The organism is Paenibacillus eucommiae (genome assembly GCF_017874215.1).
GTDB classification, from domain to species: Bacteria; Bacillota; Bacilli; order Paenibacillales; family NBRC-103111; genus Paenibacillus_AI; species Paenibacillus_AI eucommiae.
On record NZ_JAGGLB010000031.1, the window covers coordinates 25,550 to 45,479 of the forward strand.

General features: G+C 46.3%; 13 protein-coding genes. 2 read left to right on the forward strand and 11 right to left on the reverse strand.

Features of this window, described 5'->3' with window-relative positions; genetic code table 11:
- Positions 1-403: 403 nt before the first annotated feature.
- The 3 genes from J2Z66_RS32445 to J2Z66_RS32455 form a co-directional block, all read right to left on the reverse strand.
- Complete coding sequence (locus J2Z66_RS32445; protein WP_209976927.1) at positions 404-1,492, reverse strand: threonine aldolase family protein; 1,089 nt, start codon at positions 1,490-1,492, stop codon at positions 404-406.
- Between the two features lie 98 nt (positions 1,493-1,590).
- A complete protein-coding gene (locus J2Z66_RS32450) occupies positions 1,591-3,717 on the reverse strand; it encodes a hydantoinase/oxoprolinase family protein (protein ID WP_209976928.1) in 2,127 nt (708 codons plus the stop codon).
- The gene (locus J2Z66_RS32455; protein WP_209976929.1) at positions 3,695-5,350 is read right to left on the reverse strand and encodes a hydantoinase B/oxoprolinase family protein; all 1,656 of its coding nucleotides are present in this window, start codon (positions 5,348-5,350) and stop codon (positions 3,695-3,697) included. The genes J2Z66_RS32450 and J2Z66_RS32455 overlap by 23 nt, the downstream gene beginning before the upstream one ends.
- Before the next feature lie 229 nt (positions 5,351-5,579).
- On the opposite strand from J2Z66_RS32455, the gene J2Z66_RS32460 reads away from it, so the two are divergent.
- Positions 5,580-6,491, forward strand: coding sequence for a LysR family transcriptional regulator (locus J2Z66_RS32460; protein ID WP_209976930.1), 912 nt, complete (start codon positions 5,580-5,582; stop codon positions 6,489-6,491).
- Between the two features lie 1,010 nt (positions 6,492-7,501).
- Here J2Z66_RS32460 and J2Z66_RS32465 read toward each other — a convergent pair.
- From J2Z66_RS32465 to J2Z66_RS32485, 5 genes are all read right to left on the reverse strand, one after another.
- Positions 7,502-8,698, reverse strand: a complete 1,197-nt coding sequence (locus J2Z66_RS32465; RefSeq protein WP_209976931.1) for a trans-sulfuration enzyme family protein — start codon at positions 8,696-8,698, stop codon at positions 7,502-7,504.
- Between the two features lie 26 nt (positions 8,699-8,724).
- Positions 8,725-9,561: a carbohydrate ABC transporter permease gene (locus J2Z66_RS32470; protein ID WP_245376005.1), complete on the reverse strand. Its 837-nt coding sequence runs from the start codon at positions 9,559-9,561 to the stop codon at positions 8,725-8,727.
- Complete coding sequence (locus J2Z66_RS32475; protein WP_209976932.1) at positions 9,561-10,445, reverse strand: carbohydrate ABC transporter permease; 885 nt, start codon at positions 10,443-10,445, stop codon at positions 9,561-9,563. The genes J2Z66_RS32470 and J2Z66_RS32475 overlap by 1 nt, the downstream gene beginning before the upstream one ends.
- Positions 10,446-10,539: 94 nt before the next feature.
- Complete coding sequence (locus J2Z66_RS32480) at positions 10,540-11,901, reverse strand: ABC transporter substrate-binding protein (protein ID WP_209976933.1); 1,362 nt, start codon at positions 11,899-11,901, stop codon at positions 10,540-10,542.
- Between the two features lie 260 nt (positions 11,902-12,161).
- On the reverse strand, positions 12,162-12,878 hold the full coding sequence (locus J2Z66_RS32485; protein ID WP_209976934.1) for a FadR/GntR family transcriptional regulator: 717 nt from the start codon (positions 12,876-12,878) through the stop codon (positions 12,162-12,164).
- A gap of 201 nt (positions 12,879-13,079) precedes the next feature.
- On the opposite strand from J2Z66_RS32485, the gene J2Z66_RS32490 reads away from it, so the two are divergent.
- Positions 13,080-14,078, forward strand: a complete 999-nt coding sequence (locus J2Z66_RS32490; RefSeq protein WP_209976935.1) for a glycoside hydrolase family protein — start codon at positions 13,080-13,082, stop codon at positions 14,076-14,078.
- A 363-nt stretch (positions 14,079-14,441) separates the two neighbouring features.
- Here the strand turns inward: J2Z66_RS32490 and J2Z66_RS32495 are convergent, their stop codons facing one another.
- From J2Z66_RS32495 to efeB, 3 genes are all read right to left on the reverse strand, one after another.
- The gene (locus J2Z66_RS32495) at positions 14,442-16,109 is read right to left on the reverse strand and encodes a PhoX family protein (protein WP_209976936.1); all 1,668 of its coding nucleotides are present in this window, start codon (positions 16,107-16,109) and stop codon (positions 14,442-14,444) included.
- 707 nt (positions 16,110-16,816) lie between these two features.
- Positions 16,817-18,514 (reverse strand): extracellular solute-binding protein, encoded by a 1,698-nt coding sequence (locus J2Z66_RS32500; RefSeq protein WP_209976937.1) that lies wholly within the window; start codon positions 18,512-18,514, stop codon positions 16,817-16,819.
- A 146-nt stretch (positions 18,515-18,660) separates the two neighbouring features.
- The gene (efeB, locus tag J2Z66_RS32505) at positions 18,661-19,917 is read right to left on the reverse strand and encodes an iron uptake transporter deferrochelatase/peroxidase subunit (protein WP_209976938.1); all 1,257 of its coding nucleotides are present in this window, start codon (positions 19,915-19,917) and stop codon (positions 18,661-18,663) included.
- Positions 19,918-19,930: the final 13 nt, after the last annotated feature.

A 19,930-nucleotide genomic window follows, 5' to 3' on the forward strand; every position in this document is an offset into this window, starting at 1 on the left:
CTGCTACTTTAACGATGTTTTTCATCGTTAAAAGCATCAGGTCCGGTCCACATCCTTACTTTAACGATGAAAAACATCGTTAAAATCCTTTTTAACCACCCTAAAAGGGCATCCGGCCTCTTTTAACGATGAAAATCATCATTAACTTGAGTGATTGACCTGAAACACATGCTTTAACGATGAAAAACATCGTTAAGTGGAGCAGATGCTCATTTCCTCATTCAGCCTGCTGACTAGGAACACGACTACCTCAAATGCACAGCAAGCAAGCCCCAACCTTCATGGTCGGGGCTTGTTCAAATGCAAACATAATTTGTTCTCACCCAGCACTCTGCATTCAGTACTCTGCATTCAGCACTTAGCACTCTGCAATCTATACTCTGCACTCAGCGTTCCACAGTTATTAGCATCCAGTTCCTTTTCCTTTGAAGCCAATCACCTCTGCCAAAGCTGCAGCAGCTCGGGCAACATCCTCATCATTAATATGCCGATGAAAAACAAATCGGATAAGCTGAGCTCTGTTCAGGTAGCCAGCCACATTTCGCTTCTCCAGCTGCTGTAGAACCGCCCTGCCGTCCAGACCCGATGCCGAAATATCCGCCATCACGATATTCGTCTGCACCGAGCTCATATCTACTTCAACTCCAGGAATGCCTTGGATCGCTTCGGCGAATGAGCGGGCTCTGCGATGATCCTCAGACAACTGCTCCATCATGTTGTTTAGTGCAATAACTCCCGCTGCCGCAATTATTCCAGCCTTGTGCATGCTATCTCCGCCTAAAGCTTTTGCGATTACTCTGGCCCTCTGAACAAAAGCTTGCGATCCGCACAAAAGCGCTCCCTCCGGAGCACTCAAGCCTTTATTAAGATTAATAGCCACGGAATCAACGGGCTCTACTAAACTTTTCACCGGCTGCTTCAATGCGGCTGCAGCGTTAAATATTCTAGCTCCATCCAGATGAATCGCAAGCCCCCGCTCTCTCGCCACCCCGCAAATATCCGATGTGTAAGCAGGCGTTAGCACTGTTCCTCCGTAGGCATTATTCGTATTTTCCAAACACAGAAGGGCTGACTTGGGCCTATGAGAAAATTTTTCCTCTTCAAGGGCCAGGATCAGATCATCAGCTTCGATGCGCCCGCCTTTTTCTTTAGCTCCCTGGACTCCCTTCGGCAAAAGCCCGGCAATAGAGCATATTCCCCAGCCTTCCGACCAGGCAATATGGGAGGATTCCTCCAATATCACCTGATCGCCGCGGGACGCATGGGTCATAAGTGCAATCAGGTTAGCCATTGTACATGAGGGCAGCAGAATCGCTGCCTCTTTGCCTGTCAGCTCCTGGATTCGAGCCAGCAATGCGTTAACAGACGCATCTTCCCCTCTGGAAACCCAACCTAGCTCGGCCCTTCTCATAGCTTCCCACATCTCATCAGTAGGAAGCGTTCTTGCATCCGTACTGAGGTCAATAAGACGCAGATCGTTCTCTTTTGCCACAGGCGTATCCTCCCCTGTTAATTCCACTTTTTAGGCAGGGCAATGTAGTTCAATGTAGTTCAATGAAATTCATTAAGGGTCATTAAAGTCACTGAGTGTCAATGCAGATCAATCAAAAGGTTCAAATGATCATCCACCCGAATTTGTGTAGATGGTCCAGCTATCACGGTCGATTCCCGCTCTTCAATAACTGCGGGTCCTTCCAGTACGGTGCCAGGTGAAAGGCGATATCGATCGTAAACATGCACCTCTGTAAAATCCTTCAGCTCAGGAAAATAAACCTTACGTTTTCCTTTCAGAGCTTTTTCCGGATCTGGCTCATAGCGGTTGAAATGCAAGTTCGTCACCTGAACAGGCGCTTCAGCGCGCAGTCGAAGACTGATCACCTCAAGTGGAACTCCTTGCGGACAATGGCCAAAGGCAGATTCATAAGCTTCAACAAAAGATTGCTGCAATAAATCAGCACGCTCGCCTGTCAAGGTATCTTCCGGGAAGGTGATCGCAATTTCATAGCCTTGCCCGGCATAACGCATTTCAGCCTGAAGCCTGTACTGAACCTCATTCTCCCTGACACCTACTTTCAAAAGACCATCCAATGCCTTGTCGCGCATCTCAGAGAAAATACTCCGTAAATAGCTCCAGTCCATGTCCTCCAAGGTGCTCACATAGCTGCGGCCGAGCTCAACCATTGGCGGAGCAACCAGCATTCCTGCCGCTGAAGCTACCCCCGTAGCTGGTGGACAAATCATTCTTTTCAGCCCGAGCAATCTTGCTATGCCGTATGCATGCACAGGTCCGGCTCCGCCAGTTGCCACCAGGCTGAACTTCCTTGGATCTGTGCCTTTTTCCGCGATATGGATTCGCGCTGCCGACACCATGTTATTGTTTACAATTTCATGTATGCCTGCCGCCGCCTCGATCACGCCAATGCCAAGAGGAATAGCGATCTTCTCTTCAATAGCCTTGCGTGCCGCATCCAGCTGTAAATTCATTTCGCCACCAAGGAAATATCCAGGGTCCAGATAGCCCAGCACCAGATCCGCATCTGTAACGACCGGGTCCTGACCTCCGCGTCCATAACAAGCCGGTCCCGGCTCCGATCCAGCGCTTTCCGGTCCAATCTTGAGCATTCCCATATTGTCCAGATGGGCAATACTGCCCCCACCCGCACCAATTTCGATCATTTCTACTACTGGAATACGCAGCGGAATGCCGCTACCTTTCTTGAAACGCTGGAGGCGTGAAGCCTCGAATTCATACACCCGGGTTGGGCTGCCATCCCGGACCAGACACATTTTGGCAGTGGTTCCCCCCATATCGAAGGCGATAATGTTGGACTCACCAGCCATTTGGCCGTGAAAAGCTGCGGCAATAACACCTGCTGCCGGACCTGATTCAATAAGCCTGATCGGATATTCGGCTGCGGATTCAGCATCAGTCAAGCCGCCGTTGGACAATACAATGTTGACAGAGGCTTCTCCCTCTTTTCCACCGTATCCCGATAGTCCCCGCTCCAGCTTGGATATATAGTTGCGAACGAGCGGCTTCACATAGGCATTGGCAATCGTTGTCGAGAAACGTTCAAACTCCCGGATTTCCGGAGCTACATCAGAGGACAAGCTGATCGTAATATCAGGCATGATCTCATGCAGAATTTTCGCTGCCTGCTGCTCATGAAGCGGATTGCGGTAAGAGTTGAAGAAAGCGATGGCGACAGAGGTTACTCCAGCCTCAATGAAATGGCGTGCCGCTTCCCGGACGTCATCCTCTTGAAACGGAAGCAGTACCTGGCCATAGCTGTCCATGCGTTCGCGGACCTCCCTGCGCAGATATCTTGGCACTAAAGGCTCAGCCTTCTTCAGAAAAAGATCAAAAATATCGAAGCGCATTTCATTGCCAATTTCAATGACATCCCGGTAGCCTTCTGTCGTAAGCAATCCGGTTTTTACTCCTTTACGTTCTATTAAAGTATTGGCAACCAGCGTCGTGCCGTGAATAAAGGCATCCACATCAGCAAGTGAGATTCCATATTGCTCGGCCATCTTCTCCAGACCTTCAAAAATCGCACGGCTTGGATCATCCGGTGTCGTGAGAATTTTACCAGTTAAAACGGTCCCTTGGTCCTTATCCAGCATGGTCAGATCGGTGAAGGTTCCGCCGATGTCTGACCCTACCATCCATTTCTTTTCCTTCCTTGCTTCTTTATCCTTTGTATTGATAGACACGGCTAGCAGCCTCCTCTGAAATTAGTTCATTACGCAAATCCTCTGCGACCTTCCCGGGTTCACGTTCCTCTGGAGAGCCAAAGCCCCCGCCACCTGAATATTGAAGCCTGATTCTGTCTCCTGGCTGCACGTTATCGCGCCCCTTGAGATACGCAGACTGCTGCCCATTAATCAATACATCAGCAGCTCCGCCCTCCAGTCCTCCGGTTGTGCCTGTGGCAGGATGCTCCACCCGGTCGAACATCAACGACATTTGAATCGGCCCATCGCCACGGACCTCAAGCTCAATAACCTGTCCGAGACCGCCACGATATTTGCCTCCACCGCCGGAATCCTGCAGCAGTTCCTTTTTCCATATAATCATCGGAGATACGGCTTCTATAATTTCCATCGATCCGACGCTGACATTAGAAGGAAAGCTTGTACAGCTTAACCCGTCATCCGTTGGTCTTGCACCCATACCTCCGCAAATTGTCAAAACCGTAGAGAACGTATGACCGCGCCAACTGCCGGTAAAAATCGTATACTGCTGGGGTGCGCTGCCAGAATCAGCAATAATCTGCTCAGGAATCGCTTGCGCCAAAGCTCCATATACAGCACATGATAAAAAGTGTCCAACCAAATGCCGCCCGTTAACAGGAGCAGGAAACTGCGGGTTCAAAATACTGCCCACTGGTGCTATGACATGAAGCGGACGATAGGAACCTTCATTGCGCGGTGTCAGCGGATCGATAGCACATTTTACAGGAAAACAGGTATAAGCATGAGTATAATTAAAAGGCACATTAATAGCGTGACTGATTTGTGCTGAAGATCCTGTAAAATCAATCGTCATTTCATCGCCGCTAACCGTGACGGCAACCTTGATAATCACGGGCTCCCCGCCGAAGCCATCGGTTTCCATCGTATGCTTGTACTCGCCATCCGGAATGGCACTGACCGCTCTGCGCATGGCCTGCTCCGCTTTTTCCTGAATGATGCTGGAAATCGGAGAAATACAATCAATTTGATTCTCATCCAGCAGTTCAATGAGCAGATGCGCACCTGTGCGGCCTGCGGCAATTTGCGCATGGATATCGCCCAGCACCTCATCGGGAACCCTGACATTGTTGCGGATAAGCGCTATCAGATCGGCATTGGCGATCCCTTGCTTATAAAGGAAAAGAGGCGGGATGCGAATTCCCTCTTCATACACCTCATGGCTGTCTGCCGACCATATATTCCCCCCCATATCGGCCATATGCGCAATACTGCCGGAAAATCCAACTAATTTATGCTCATAAAAAATCGGAATCACACAGGTAATATCAAGCAAATGCCCAGATGCAATCCAAGGGTCATTCGTAATCACCACATCACCAGCTTGCCAAAGCTCCTGCGGATACTGCTGCAAAATAATTTTCAAAGCCCGTGACATAACCCCATTAAAGGAGGGAATACCAATTGTATTTTCGGCCACCGTATCCCCGTTCTCATCAAACAATACACAAGAATAATCATTAGACTCTCTCACGGTCGGTGAAAATGAAGTCCGCTTTAGAATGGTCGCTGTCTCATCGGCAATGGCAATTAACCGCGTCCACAGAATTTCCAAAGTAATCGGGTCAAAACGGGTCTCTTTCGTAAGTACCACTTTTTCTTCCTCCTTAAAATTTTTGCTGAATTCAGGTTTGATAACCTCATTCTAAGGTTGACTCGTGCTAGCGTCCAATATATAATTTTCATATGAGTTATAATCAAAATGGAATGATAAGTAAACTTATAAAAGCTTCTTTAATATGAGTATCATATGAAATCTACTATATATATTTAAGAATAGAAGAAGAGCTCATGTGAGCAAAAATAAGAATGGTGGATGATCGATGCAAACGCAGCTTTTGCACTATTTTCTTCACATAGCCCGAGTTGGTAATTTTACCAAAGCGGCCCAAGAGCTTCACATTGCCCAGCCTGCTTTAAGCAAACAAATTGCGCGTCTGGAGAATGAACTGGGTACAGAGCTTTTTGTACGCTCCAGCCGGGGAATCCGATTGACGGAAGCCGGTAAAATTCTGCTTTTTCACAGCGAACGTATGCTTGCTGACTGGGAAAAAGTAACGAACACCATTAAAGAGCTGGGACTGTCCGGCCGGGGCTACGTCAAGCTTGGGATGTATCCTACCTTTGTGTGGTATATGCTGCCGCAATTTTTGCCCGGCTTTGTTAAAGCCAATGAATCCATAGACTTGGAGATCGAACACGGCTTAAGCGAAGTCGTTCTGGATTGGGTGCTGGGGCATCATATGGAAGCTGGCATAGTCATTGCCCCCATCGCTCACCCTCAAATAAAAGAATATCCGCTGCACATGGAGAAATTCGTCCTGCTTGTCCCGCGCAGCCATCCCTGGTATGGCAGGGATCTGGTGCATCTATCCGAGCTGCATCAGCAGCCGCTAATTCTTTCCACCCTAAACCGGTGGTACGAGCATTTCATTCTGCCTGTCTTCAAACAATTGGACATCCAGCCCCAAATTCGGCTAGTCGTTCATCAATACGACGTGATCAAAGAGCTCGTCCGATCCGAACTCGGCGTTTCCTTAATCCCGTTAAATGCCTATCAACTATGGCAAAAAACAGAGAAAGACATCGACCAGCAGCTTGCTGTCATTCCTATCGATCCACCGCTTCAGCGCCAGCTTCTGTGGATTGAACGCCACGACAAAACCCGCTCTGCGGCCTGCAGCGCGTTTTTTGACTATGTATGCGAGTATGTGAAAAGTTCTGATTTCTTGTAAGAGATAAAGGAGATGTAGGTGCTAGTGTAGATGTAGGCGTAAGGCATATTGTAGATGTAGGTGCTAGTGCAGATGTCGGCGTAGGGCATAATGTAGATGTAGAAGCAAGTAGAGTAGAATTAATAGAATAGTGGAAGAAGTAGCAGTAGATTAGAGTAAAAGTAGATAAAGAAGTAGCGGTGGAAATAGCAGTAGCAGTAGTCAAAGATCGAAAAGATAGAGTAGCATAAAAAGCCTTTCAGGTGTTAAGATCCCCATCGGCTCCATATAGTTACTTGTTACAAAGAGTATCAGTGCTAACCCAAACGAAGGCGCTAGATACTTGCATGTTGCAAGGGATCAGTACTGTTTTGGTGTTTTGGTCATGGGGTGTGAGGTGCTGGACGGATTGCGCACTGCGCAACTGTTTTAACGATGTTTTTCATCACTAAATGATGAAATTTCCAGACAGCTGGCTCTTTAGTGATGTTTTTCATCGTTAAATGATGAATTGCTCCGCACTCTGGCTATTTAACGATGTTTTTCATCATTAAATAGGAGGTTTGTTCCAAAGCAGGCTTAGTCGTCCCTATCAACCCATTATTTACCACTTTTTCATTCCCTGACTCTATCAGGATACTGCTGGTGTTATTTTTCAGTAATTTTCTGTTTCAGTTGGCGGCTATTTTGTCTATCGTGTTGCATGGCATTGGTTTGATATTGCAAGGTAGAAAGCAGCCTGCTTATATTGAAGTAACCTACACAGATAATAAGGCCATTTATCTATGCAATCATCATAATTCCCTTCTTCTTCTACTTTCGAGCAGTCATCTTGCGGGTAGCCATTAGCCATACCATACCGCGGGTACAAAACAAACAAATAACCCGCATCCTTGGCGTTAACCGGGAAACGGGTTGTTTCATTGTTGTTTTTGTCTAAGTTGTTTCAGTTGTCTAGGTTGCTGCAATTGTCTAAGTTGTCTTCGCCTATTACTTCTTATTCGCCTAATGCATCAGATGCACGTAGTGTCTTAATCCTGCTCATCATCCAAAGCATTTATGAGATCCGCCATTAAATCTTCCATATCCTCTAGTCCGATGGACAGTCTGACCGTGCGCTCCAGCCTGGATTCGTACTCCGTACGGGACTGCTGGGCCGGATCGATGCCAAGGCCAGGTGAATAGACCAGGCTTTCAAAGCCTCCCCAGCTGACGCCGATTTTGAAATATTGCAGCCTGTTCATCAAGCGTGCCACTGCTGCTGCACCGCCATGCATTTCAAAGCTGAACAGTCCGGGATTGCCAGTGAACTGCTTTTTCGCAAGTTCATGCTGTTCATGGTGCTCAAGTGTTGGCAGGTTTACTCGGGATACTTTCGGATGGCTGCTTAGCATCTTGGCGATCTGCGTGGCCGATTCGGCATGCTGCTTCATACGGATTCCAAATGTCTTCAGTCCCCTGATCAGCATCCAGGCTTCCAGCGGAGCCAGCGTCGCGCCTATTAAGGCCACTTCGTTTTTCTTAATTCCGTTAATCCAGGCCTGCGAGGAAATGACCGCACCTGCAGTCACATCACTGTGACCGCATAAATATTTGGAAGCGGAGTGAATGACGATATCAATGCCCCATTCAAGCGGCTTTAGTGTTGCCGGTGTCGCACAGGTGTTATCCATGACCGTTATCAATTCGTTCTCTCTAGCTATTTCAACAACCGCTTGAATATCAAAAACATCCATAAAGAAGGTAGAAAAGCCTTCGCAAAACAGCATTTTTGTATTCGGTTTAATCGCTGCCCGAACGAGATCCAGCTGTCTGAAATCAACGAAATCGGCAGTGATGCCAAACTTTGGCAAATAATTTTTGAGCATCTGAAATGTACCGTTATAGATAGGAAAGGCGCAAACGACATGATCGCCCTGGCGCAAGCAATGCAGCAGTGTAGATGAAACTGCCGCCATTCCAGACGCGAACAGCTTAGCTGCCTCGCCATTTTCGAGTGCTGCTAATTTCCTTTCGGCAATTTCCACAGTCGGGTTCGATACCCTTGAGTAATAATAGTTTTCTTCCTTCCACTGCGAGTCCCGAAACGCTTCATACGTATCGTAGGTGAACAACGTATTCATAAAAATTGGCGGAATCACAGCACCATGGAACGTTTCATCCCCGTAATGGGTAAGCATGGTCTGCATCCCGGCATCCTTGCTTGCCTTTTGCTGAAGTTTGCTCATCTTGTCTTCTCCACCTTTTATCTCTATTATCCTTTAACGGCTCCATCCGTTAATCCCTCTACTACAAACCTCTGAACAATGGCGAACATAACCAAGGAAGGAATAAGTGCCATAACCGCGCCCGCTGTCATTGCTCCCCAATTTACATCATAATTTTGCACGAACATGGAGAGACCCACAGGAATCGTTTTCAGCTCATCACTGCTAATAAACATAATTGCGCAGAGCAGTTCGTTCCAGGCTCCAATAAAAGCAAACACGAAGGTCGCCATAATACCAGGAAGCATAATCGGCAGAACTACACGTATGAGCGCCCCTATCTTACTGCAGCCATCGATCAATGCCGCTTCTTCCAAATCAACTGGAATTCGATCGAAAAAACTGCGCATTAGAATGAGACAGAACGGAAGATTACCTACAATATAAATCAGAACCAAGCCGCTCATGCTATTCATTAAACCAATTTTGCTAAATAGGATAACTGTTGGAATCAATACCATTACGCCTGGAATCATTTGTGTCAGCAGCAGGCCATATACGGCAAGCGGCTTTCCCTTGAATTTATATCGAGCCAGTGAATATCCACCGAGAATCGACAAGCAGGTTACAAAAAAACCGGTTCCAAGCGAGACAAGAATACTGTTCTTCAGAAAAACGTTAAAATTAGACGAGTTCCACATGACCTTATAGTTCTCCAGCGTAAAATGCTTAGGCCAGTATTGAATGTCCGTTGTTAAAATATCCATACGGGGCTTCACGGAAGTAATAAACAGCCAATAAAAAGGAAGCAGCACTGCAAGTAAAAAAACGGCTAAAATAAAAATACGGAGAATCACCATAAAGGCGTTTTGGGTTCTAATCATCAGAAATTACCCGCCTTTTCAAATTTGGTTATTTTCAGAAACAGATAACAGAAGAGGATCAGTAGTGCCATAAAGAACAGTCCGATCGCCGACGCCTGGCCATAATCCAAAGTTGAGTAAGCTTTCATGAACATATACGATGACAGAATGTTGGAAGAGTTAGCTGGTCCGCCCGCCGTCATAATATAAATCAGATCCGCTGCGGCAAACACCCAGATGGTACGCAGCAGCAAAGTCAATACAATGGTCTGCTTGATATAGCTGAACGTGATATGCCAGAACTTGGCCCATATTCCCGCCCCGTCAATATCCGCTGCTTCGTACAAATCTTCCGGAATCGACTGCATTGCTGCCAATAGCATAATGGCAAAAAATGGAATCCCATACCAAGTCATCGTTAAAATAACCGAATACAAAGCCATGTGCGGATCGGATAAAAAGTAAATCTTCTCATCGATAATGCCCCATTTGAGCAGCAAATCGTTGACTGGACCATATTCGGCATTAAACAGCCACCGGAAAGTAAGTCCGACTACAAAGGAGGATACCGCCCAAGGAAGAAATACGATAGCCTGATATATGTTACGTCCCGGAAAGGGCCGCCGTAGTGCCAATGCCAAAATAAATCCTAGAATAAATTGCCCGCCTACAGTAAGTACAACCCAGATTAAAGAGTTACGAAGAACCATACCGAAATTCTCATCCTGAAACACCGCCTTGAAGTTATCAACTCCATTAAAGCCGATGTCATTCGGAGAGGTCAGCTTATAGCTTTGAAAAGCATACATGAAGGAGCTTAATAATGGGTAAACCATGAAGATAAACAAGAGTAAAAAGCTTGGTGCCAGCAAAAAATAATGTTCTTTAGATCGCAGCCGTTTCAATAGGAAGAGCCTCCTTGCCTTTCAAGATTACCTTTCAAGAATGAAAGCAGCAGGGAAAATCATTTTTTCCCTACTGCTTTTCCTGCTTAAGGATTTATTTCATTTGCGGTTTAATAGTGTGAGGAATAGGTACATCCGGGTGTTCCTTCATATACTTCTGTTGCGCTTTAGTCAGGAAATTTCCTAAATTCTGTAATGCTTGTTCAGCTGTCTGATTGCCCAGCAAATATTTCTGGATTTCTGCATCCATAAAGCCTTCACGGAATTCTCCAAGCTCAGGGAACAGTCCTAGATCAGCTACAAGATAGCTTGCAGGATCATCCAAAGCATCGATAAAGCCTTGAACCGGTCCTACTGAAGCTGCATCACCCGTACTTTTGAAGATCGGGATCATCGTTAATGTTTCTGAATACTTCTTATTATTTTCTGGTGAGGACAGGAATTCAATGAATTTCCAGGATTCTTCCTTGTGCTTGGAATTAGCTGCTACACTATAGCCCCAAGTTGCTGAAGCACCGATATAACGCTTGCCGTCCTCACCTTTTGGATAAGGAATAACGGTCCAGCTATCATCCGGCAAGGAAGCTTTAGCCGTAGCGATAACTTCTGTTGTTTGATTCAAAATACCGGTTACGCCAGATGTGAAGCCTTGTACCATCTCTTGGTAGCCCCAGTTGATTGAATCCTTTGGAGCGTATCCTTTTTTATAAATATCCGTAAATCTGACAAAAGCATCAACTACTTCTGGTCTTAACAGTACAGATGTACCGTCCTTCTCGTAAGTTTCGCCACCCGTAGTAGCGGTAATATAAGCCATTACTTGGTCAAAACCTGCACGAGCTCCACGATATGCCCAGCCATAACGGTTCTTGGAAGGATCAGTCAGCTTCTCAGTTGCAGTAAACACTTCATCCCAAGTTGTAGGCAGCTCAAGATTGGCTTCCTTCAACCAGTCTTTGCGGACGAATAAAGCAGAGGACATCAAAGCATCAGGCATATAATAAATTTCCTTGAAAGTTTTGCGCTGCTGCTCTTCCATCGTGATAGTATTGACGAAACTTGTCAGTTTATCCTTATTGGACCATGCATCATATTGTGCAGAAAGTGGCTCCAGATAACCTGCAGGAACGAAAGTGCTAAGCCATGCCGGGTACATATTTACTACGTCAGGCAGTGTTTTACTGGCACCTTGTGTAACTAGCTTGTTAAAAGCTTGATCCCAAGGAACCGTTTCCAATTTCACTTTAATATTTTCATTTTGCTGCTCGAATGCGGCTATAATTTCATTGAAGTACTTGGTCCGTTCAGGTGAAGGGGAAATATCAACAAAGCTGATCTCCACTTTCTCATTCTTATTGCCTTTATCGCCTTCTTTTGTCTTACCAGAATTGGAAGAACAAGCGCTGATAATAAGCAGTGCTCCAATAAGAAGCCATATCGCTGATTTTTTCAACATGCAGTAACCCACCCTTTTTAATTATTAAATTTTTGGAACAGCCTTGCCGCTTGCGTCTGCTGCCTTGCAGTGCGGTTCCCTCACCCCCTCAAAGTAATATACATAAAATGGTCATTTTAAACATTGATTAGTTGTCTGACCAATTTGTTTAAAAGAAAAAAGAAATCAAGTAGTTCATGCACCATGCCTATGATTTCTTTATTCTTGCAGAAGCCAAGGAGAGGAAGATTCTCCTCATTCGGATTGCTTATGCCACGCGGTTAGAAAGATAGCTTATCTTCCAACTGTTTCAAATCATCGCGCATGATGTCAAAGTGCTTTCGCATCAGCTTTTTGGCATTCCTGACATCTCCGGCTTTCATTTCTTCATAGATAAGACGATGCAGGGGCTCAGTTTCTCTGCCGAAAACGTGTATATCCAAAGCGTCAATGACGCGGTCGGCCCATAACAAGTCCATTTCCTTGATTGAATCGAACAAAGTAAGCATCAGCCCGTTTTCGGAGCCTTCATACAAAGTGCGGTGGAACAAATAATCCTCTTGGCGGGGAATGCCTCCCTTATTTCTTTTACGATCGTATTCATCAACAATTTCCCCAAGCTTGTCCAAATAAAAGGTGTTCTCTTGTTTAATGATTTGTTCGATCGCGTGCTTCTCCATCATTTCACGCATATCGAGCATTTCCAATATCGCCTTTTTTTCCAGTGACACCTTGAGCTTGAAATTAGCCATTTCCGCCAAAATTGTTTTCTCGGCAAGCAGATACATACCGCTTCCAGGCTTAATTTCAATCACGCCAAAGCTCTCCAGCTTTTTCATAGCTTCACGGAAAGAAGGTCGGCTGATTTGAAACTGTTCACAAAAAAAACGTTCGGTAGGCAGCCGGTCTCCCTGGCTGTAACCCTTTTCTTCTATAAATTTAAGCACTTCTTCCGTTATGGATTCGTGCAACTTCTGTCTTTTTAACGACTTTAGCATGTTTATCTCTCCAGACGAAAATCAGTAAGTTGTCAGACCAATTAATTGAATTGTACATCCATTTTAAAACGCTGTCAATAACTTTCCCAGCCAAAAAAACAAAAAAAAAATGAGCTTGATTATTTCAAAAGTACCCGTTATCATAAAACCGAATTACAGCAACTTCATACGCATAATCGCAAAATGAGAGGGTGACTTGTTTTGAATAGCAAATATTTAGATGGCAGACCTGGCGTTAAATTAACCATTCCTGCTACGGATCAAGGTATTGTTTTAAGACGCAGTGGTACAGAAGTTGATGGTTATGGCATTAGAGAAGCGCTTGTTTTTGAGCATGAAGGCACTTATCTTATGCATTACGATGCTTCCGACGATAAAACCGGCTGGAGAAATTACCTTGCAACCAGCAAAGATTTAATTAACTGGGAGAAAAAAGGTGTCATTCTTGATCTCGGTCCAGAAGGAGCGGACGATTCGAGCTGCGCAGTATATGGTGTTCCTTATCTGGAAGATGGCGTTTGGCATATGTTTTATATAGGCTCGAATTATGCCCGTGTGCACCCGTATGATATTCCCGATTTCCCATATGTGACGATGAAGGCGAAGTCCGATTCCCCTTACGGACCTTGGATTAAACAAGATGTTGTTCCTTTCAGAATGAAAGAAAATACTTATTACAGCACAACTGCAAGCTCAGGAGCTATCGTAAAAGATGGGGATGAGTATCTTCAATTTTTCAGTGCTTCGGTACTCGATTCAAATAAAATCACGAAACGCACGTTAGGCATAGCCCGCACCAAGGATTTAGACAGCGAATGGACCGTAGATCCGGAGCCTTTATTCCCGCTTGAGGAGCAGATTGAGAACAGCCACCTATTTTTCGAAGAGGAAACAGGGACCTGGTTCTTATTTACCAACCATGTCGGACTCAATGAAAAAATGGAGTACACCGATGCCGTATGGGTTTACTGGACTAAGGACATTCAAACCTGGAATGTTGATGACAAAGCCCTCGTACTGGACGGCAGCATGTCCAACTGGTCGAAAACTATCATAGGCGCGCCTAGCGTAATTCGCCACAATGACAAGCTGGCCATCTTCTACGATGGTGTGGAAGGCGACGGAACTAACCAGCTTTTCCGCGACATCGGTGTGGCATGGCTGGATTTGCCGATTCAAATTCCTGCTAAAGAGGAATAGGCACAAAGATTTACAAAGATTGATCTACTCAAATGTGGTGCTGCCGCCTCCGTCCTGTCATGGGGAGAAGCTTGCTGCGAATTTGTGAGTTTAATGATGTTTTTCATCGTTAAAAACGAGGTTTTGGGGTGGAAGCTGCTTTTTAGTGATGTTTTATATCATTAAACTACTCAGGGTAGTCTTGAGTGTGGTCAGTTATTCCAACGCGCACGCACGCACGCTCGCACACACATACACAAGCCTGAACTCTAGCACATCGAAGAAACTTAATTATACTTTGTAAAAAGTTGAAAAAAGCCTCATGGACAACGGTCAACAAGATCGTAATCCATGAGGCTATGTGCATTCATATGTTTCAATCTATTAAAAGGCAAAGCCGGTAATCGCCACTACAGCAGGACGAGGGATCTTATCACCTGTACGGTGGGGCCACATGCTCGTAGGCTTATTGATATCTGTCGTATTTTCTCCAGGATGCTGAACTGCCAAAAACAGTGTACTCTCATCCGGTGTAAACCAAGGGCCGGTTAGCTCGGCATCAATCGGAGCGGATGCGAATTGCAGCGCATTTCCGATGTTGGAGCCGGATGTCGGAATCACAAACATGCCGTTATTTCCAAATGACGTATGAACACCCTTGTTCATGCTGCTTGAGGAAATGTCCGTAACCGTCCACAGGTTGCCATTGCTGTCGAACGTCAAGTTATCAGGCGCGCTAAACCCGCTTTGACGGCCGCCTGCGGCAAAAATCTCAAAATCAAATTCCATCGCCCCCAGATCGGAATCCTTCTCGAAGAAACGGGTAATATGCCCATGAATATTTCCATGGTTATCATTATTCGTGTGAGCAACGAAAAACGTATTGTCAAAGGGACAAATTTCGATATCTTCTGGCCGGTCTGTCGGCGTAGCTCCAAGAATAATAGCCGCATCATGTGTATTTACAGCAATGTCCGCCTGTGTTTGGAACAGGGCTTTCAGGTCTTCCTTTTTCTTGCCGAGAAGGGCAGGAACCTTGTAATTGCTGTCACTCAACAGCTTTTGCACCGCTTCAATCGTAAGAGCAACCCATTTCCCTTTTTTCATATCGGCAGCATAAAGGGTTCCCTCAGTAAGCAGTTTCGTGTTCGCCCGTCCTAACGAGGGGGCGTAGTTTCCGCTGCTAATAAACTTGTAAATGCAGGCATCTTTTTTGTCATCGCCCATATACACGACAACCTTGCCTCCCTTGGAAAGCCCCATAGCTGTATTTTCATGGTTAAACCGTCCTAATGCCGTATGCTTGCGAACCTCGAACTTACTGTCAAAAGGATCAACTTCCACAACCCAGCCATAGTGAGTAGGATCAAGACCTGCCTCTGCACTTGTCTCTTCAAAGTTTTCTTCACAAGACAGCAAGGTATTCCACAGCGTCATGCCCCCGGAGCAATTAGCAAAGGTCCCTTGTACCGTGTTCGCATAGTTCACAGATTTGGTTCCGGCAGCTACCCCAACCAGCTTGAACGGAGTTAATCCGGTTACACGCCGAGCGTATTTGGAGCTTGTGTCCATTTTCCATTCGCCTTTTTCATTGCGGAAAACTTCAATAATCGAGCCGCCTTGAGTGTAAAGCGATTTTTCAATTTGCGCCTTGGTCAGTTTGCCTACTTTCTTGCCGTGAACAAAAACCTCACTGGAATACTCATGATTAACCCACAGTAATCCGCGCTTATTCGAGCCCTCGATCGGAAAATAGACCGTAAAGTCATTATTAAAACCAAACGTATCCCCACTTTTGTTAATCACATCGCCGTAGGCGGCAACAACTTGATAAGTATAACCTTGTGGCAAAATGAGCCTGTCTTCTGTGGAAGGAGCGATATGCGAAAAATAGCCCGAAACCTTGTTCGTCTTATAACCGAATAAATGGCTGGCAGCTGTTGCCCCGGCTTTACCCTCCACAAAGCTTCCCAATCCCGTTGATGCCACAGCAAGAGCAGCCGTCCCTTTACCTAAATAAGATAAAAATTTGCGTCTATCAATGTTTTCCATATTATCACCCTTCCAAATTGTTCATTGGATACACTCATACAAAGTTTAATCAACACTTGTACGGGGGATGTTAATGGCAATTAAAGATTTTGTAAAAGGGAAATATGACCTTCTGAGACGTCCTTCGAGGAGCGTGTTTATTGCTTGGGTGCATGGAAGAGGGAAGGACTGTGGGCCAATGTTTTCAGGTTAACGAGGGGCAGCGGACGCGAATGGGAAGCCAGCAACTGTAACGGACACCAGCGCTCCTTAGCGCCCCCCAAAAGCCCAGCTGGAATTCTAACGGACATTAGCGCCTCTTACAGCTCTAACGGAGTGTATTTTTCCCTTGTTGAGCGGGTTAAGAGTCGCTAATGTCCGTTAGGATGGGCGACCGATGAAAAAGCGCGTCTAAGGTGCAAGCATGTCCGTTAGAAATCCGTACGCTCTCCGCTCTCCGCTTGCCATTGCTCGGGCTGCTCGGCGTATCGCCTGAGAAGTTGCTTAACCTGACAACATTGGGGCTGTGGGCTCCAACCGCTGTTAAAGATTTGTTCCCTTGAATGGAATGGATGTGGGGGACAGTCAGCAGGCATCTGTTTCCTGACCGAAATTGGGATAGTGATGACAATAAGGATGAAATAGTGTGACCTCTTTCAGCCTACTGAGTAGGAAAACGGCTCCTTGAGCGGACAGACGAAATAAGCTTCACCCCGTGGCACCATTAACTATTTTTCCATAATTTTCCTACTATTTTCTTGTTTCCATTGTTCCACTTCTGCAGTAATAATATCGCCGCCTAGCATTTTCCAATTTTCAACAAATGTATCGAAAGCCTCTATCGTATCTTCCCCCATTATAATCTTAGTAAACGTTTCTATTTCCATTTTCTTCAAGGTTGCATCTTTTTCTACCATCGTCTCTGAAGGTCCTGAGGTATAGGCTGTCATTAGAAAGCCATTCTTTTTGTTGTAATCGTATAAAAGCCCTTGGGCATCATAGATTCTTAAATATCCCCAGCTGTTAATATCCTCTTTCTTGTAATTAAGAATGTGGTCATAAAAGAGCCTCTGGCCCGGTGCTTTCGGATCCAAGAGCGTCTCATCCTTCGCCTCCAAAGCCTTGGACACTCTTTCATACATCTCCAGATTTTGCGTCGGATTGGAGCCGGCTACAAGCGCATACAGCCATTTGGAAATATCACCGTCCTGGTTAATTGCAGTCAGCGGATATTTGCTCCGGTCCCAGTCGTTGCTGAAAGCATTCAGCATCTTCACTACAGCCTCAGGATGCTTCATTCCCTTTTTCACAACATAATATTTACCCACATTAAACACCAATTGCGGCTTAGCCTTGCTAGCATCAATCGATGGCAGAGGAAATGGCTTCCATTCCATCTCTGCATCCAGCTTTTTACCATCTGCAAAATAAGTCGGAGCATACATGAGACCATACAGCATCCCCAATTTCCCGGCATTTATATCTTGATATATTTTCTCCGCATCCTTCACTCCGAACTCACGGTCAATCTGCCCTGTTTGGTACATTTGGTTCAGCTTGACTAAAGCTTCTTTCATTTCGGGCTGAATGCTGCCGTACACGTAATTACCGGATTGATCTTCAACCCAAATTTGCGGGTAGGCATGGTAGCTGTTGAAAAATCCCTGCAAGCCTGGCACCAGGCCAAATACGCCTTTGTCTAAGGCTAGGCCATAAGTATCCTTTTTATGATTCCCATCAGGATCCTGATTGCTAAATGCTTCCGCTATCCTGAATACATCGTCCATCGTTTGCGGCTCGGGCAAATTCAGCTTTTGGAGCCAGTCTGTCCGCACCCAAAGAAGTGGCGCTTCATCAACCGCACTCGCGGTAACGGGTATCCCCAACAATTTCCCGTCGAATGTGGCGGATTCAAGACCCATGCCTCCGTCTTTGTTCAGCAACTGTTTCGTTATCGGCAGCCCATAGTTTTCCAACGCCTCGGTCAAGTCAGCCAGCATATCTGCCTCCACCAATTGTTTGAACTGGGTGCCGTCAACCGGCATAATATCCGGCAGCTTCCCGGAAGCCAGCAGTATATTAAACTTTTGATTATATTGGCTAGGGTCAGCAACCCACAAATATTTCAGCTTGATGCCAAACTCGTCTTCATAGAGCTGGTTCCAGGCATTTTTTTCGATCGACTCTCCTGCGGCAAACTTGGTTGATATCCCTAGCTGCCTTATGGCTGTCACTTCAATTGGAGGATCATACTTGCCTAGCGGGTCAGCAGCTTTCCCATGCAAATTGCTTTCTTCTGTAACCGTTGCCGGGGTCATGCCTGCTTCTTTACTCTCATCACTCAAGTCAGATCTGCAAGCGGAAACAAGAGCAATCAGAAGTACCCATACGGGTATAATAATCCATTTTGCGGCTTTGCTCTGCATGAATTGCCCCTCCCCTGTATCTATTGGTACCAGCATCTAAATAGCATTTATGTGTGCACGCTTCATCATTATAAGATAAAATGCCCAAATGAAAAAGCAGCTCCCATTCAGCAGAGCTGCTTTCTTCTTTCTTCCTATTTCATTGCTCAGGCTTCAAGGATATTCTGGGCTATATATTGGCCTTCACGCAAGCCCTTTGGACAAGCAAATAGCGCGCTGGCCACGTGAGAGGTGTACGGATTGAGCGCATCCTGGTTCTGCATCAGCTGAAGCATGGGTAAAAACTGCAGATCCGGATTTTTCTGAAAGCTAATAAATAGAAGGCCCGCGTCCACATTTCCCGTACGGGGATCTACGCTTCCTGTGTAAGAATAGGCCCGCCGATGGATCTGCTGTCCAGCTTGCTTAGCCAGCCGCACATGCGCATCAGCCGGCATCTGAGACACATCCACTGGATCGAATTCATTACTCTTACCGTAGGCTGCGCCCGATTCCTTAGACCGGCCAAAAGTATCCTCCTGGTCGGTCAAGGAAGAACGATCCCACATTTCAAGCAGCATACGCACCTTGCGATAAGCCAGGTAAGAACCACCCTTCATCCAGTCCGGCTCCCCATCTGCCGCCCATACGACCTCGTCATACCCGGCTGCGGTCTGATGGAGCGCATTGGCCGTGCCGTCCTTAAAGCCGAATAAATTCCGGGGTGTTTTCCCAGCTGTTCCGCTGATAAAGCCTTCCTCCATCCAATTTAACGCAGCCATTCCTGTGGACAGCCGGGTGAAGTTGCGGATAGCATGGAAGGCTACCTGTTGATCCTCCGCGCATACCTGAATACAGACATCCCCGCCAGACAATGCGGGATTCAGATTATCCCGTGCCATACGCGGAATGTCCTTGAGATAAAGCGGCGCCATCGCAGTTATGCCAAAGCGGTCCTTCCCTCCTTCATTAAAAAATGAAGGTCCAAAACCAAACGTAACGGTTAAACGAGCAGCGGGCAAATCCAGTGTCTCCCCGGTATCACTCGGAGGAAGCAGCGGATTATCCCCTGTCTGCATCGTTCCACCAGCTGTGCTCAAATCGCTGAAACGAGTCCAGTCGCGAAACAATCGTATCAGGGAAGCCCTGTCAGATACGGTTATGCGGAAGCTCGCCAAGTACATATATGTCTGCTGCGGAGTGATAATGCCCGCCTGGTGCTCGCCGTACATCGGTACAGCTTCCGCTTTGGCGTCAAGGGTGTGGGAGCTCACTCCCTGTGAGCTTCCCCTCCCCCCAAACAGGCCAATGCCTGCAGCTCCAATCGCAATTCCCGAGCCGGCGATGGCAGACAATTTAATAAATTCGCGCCGCGATATTGAGGCTTTATTTGAATCTTCTTTTGAATCCTTTTCCTTGTCCATTTGGAACCGGCCT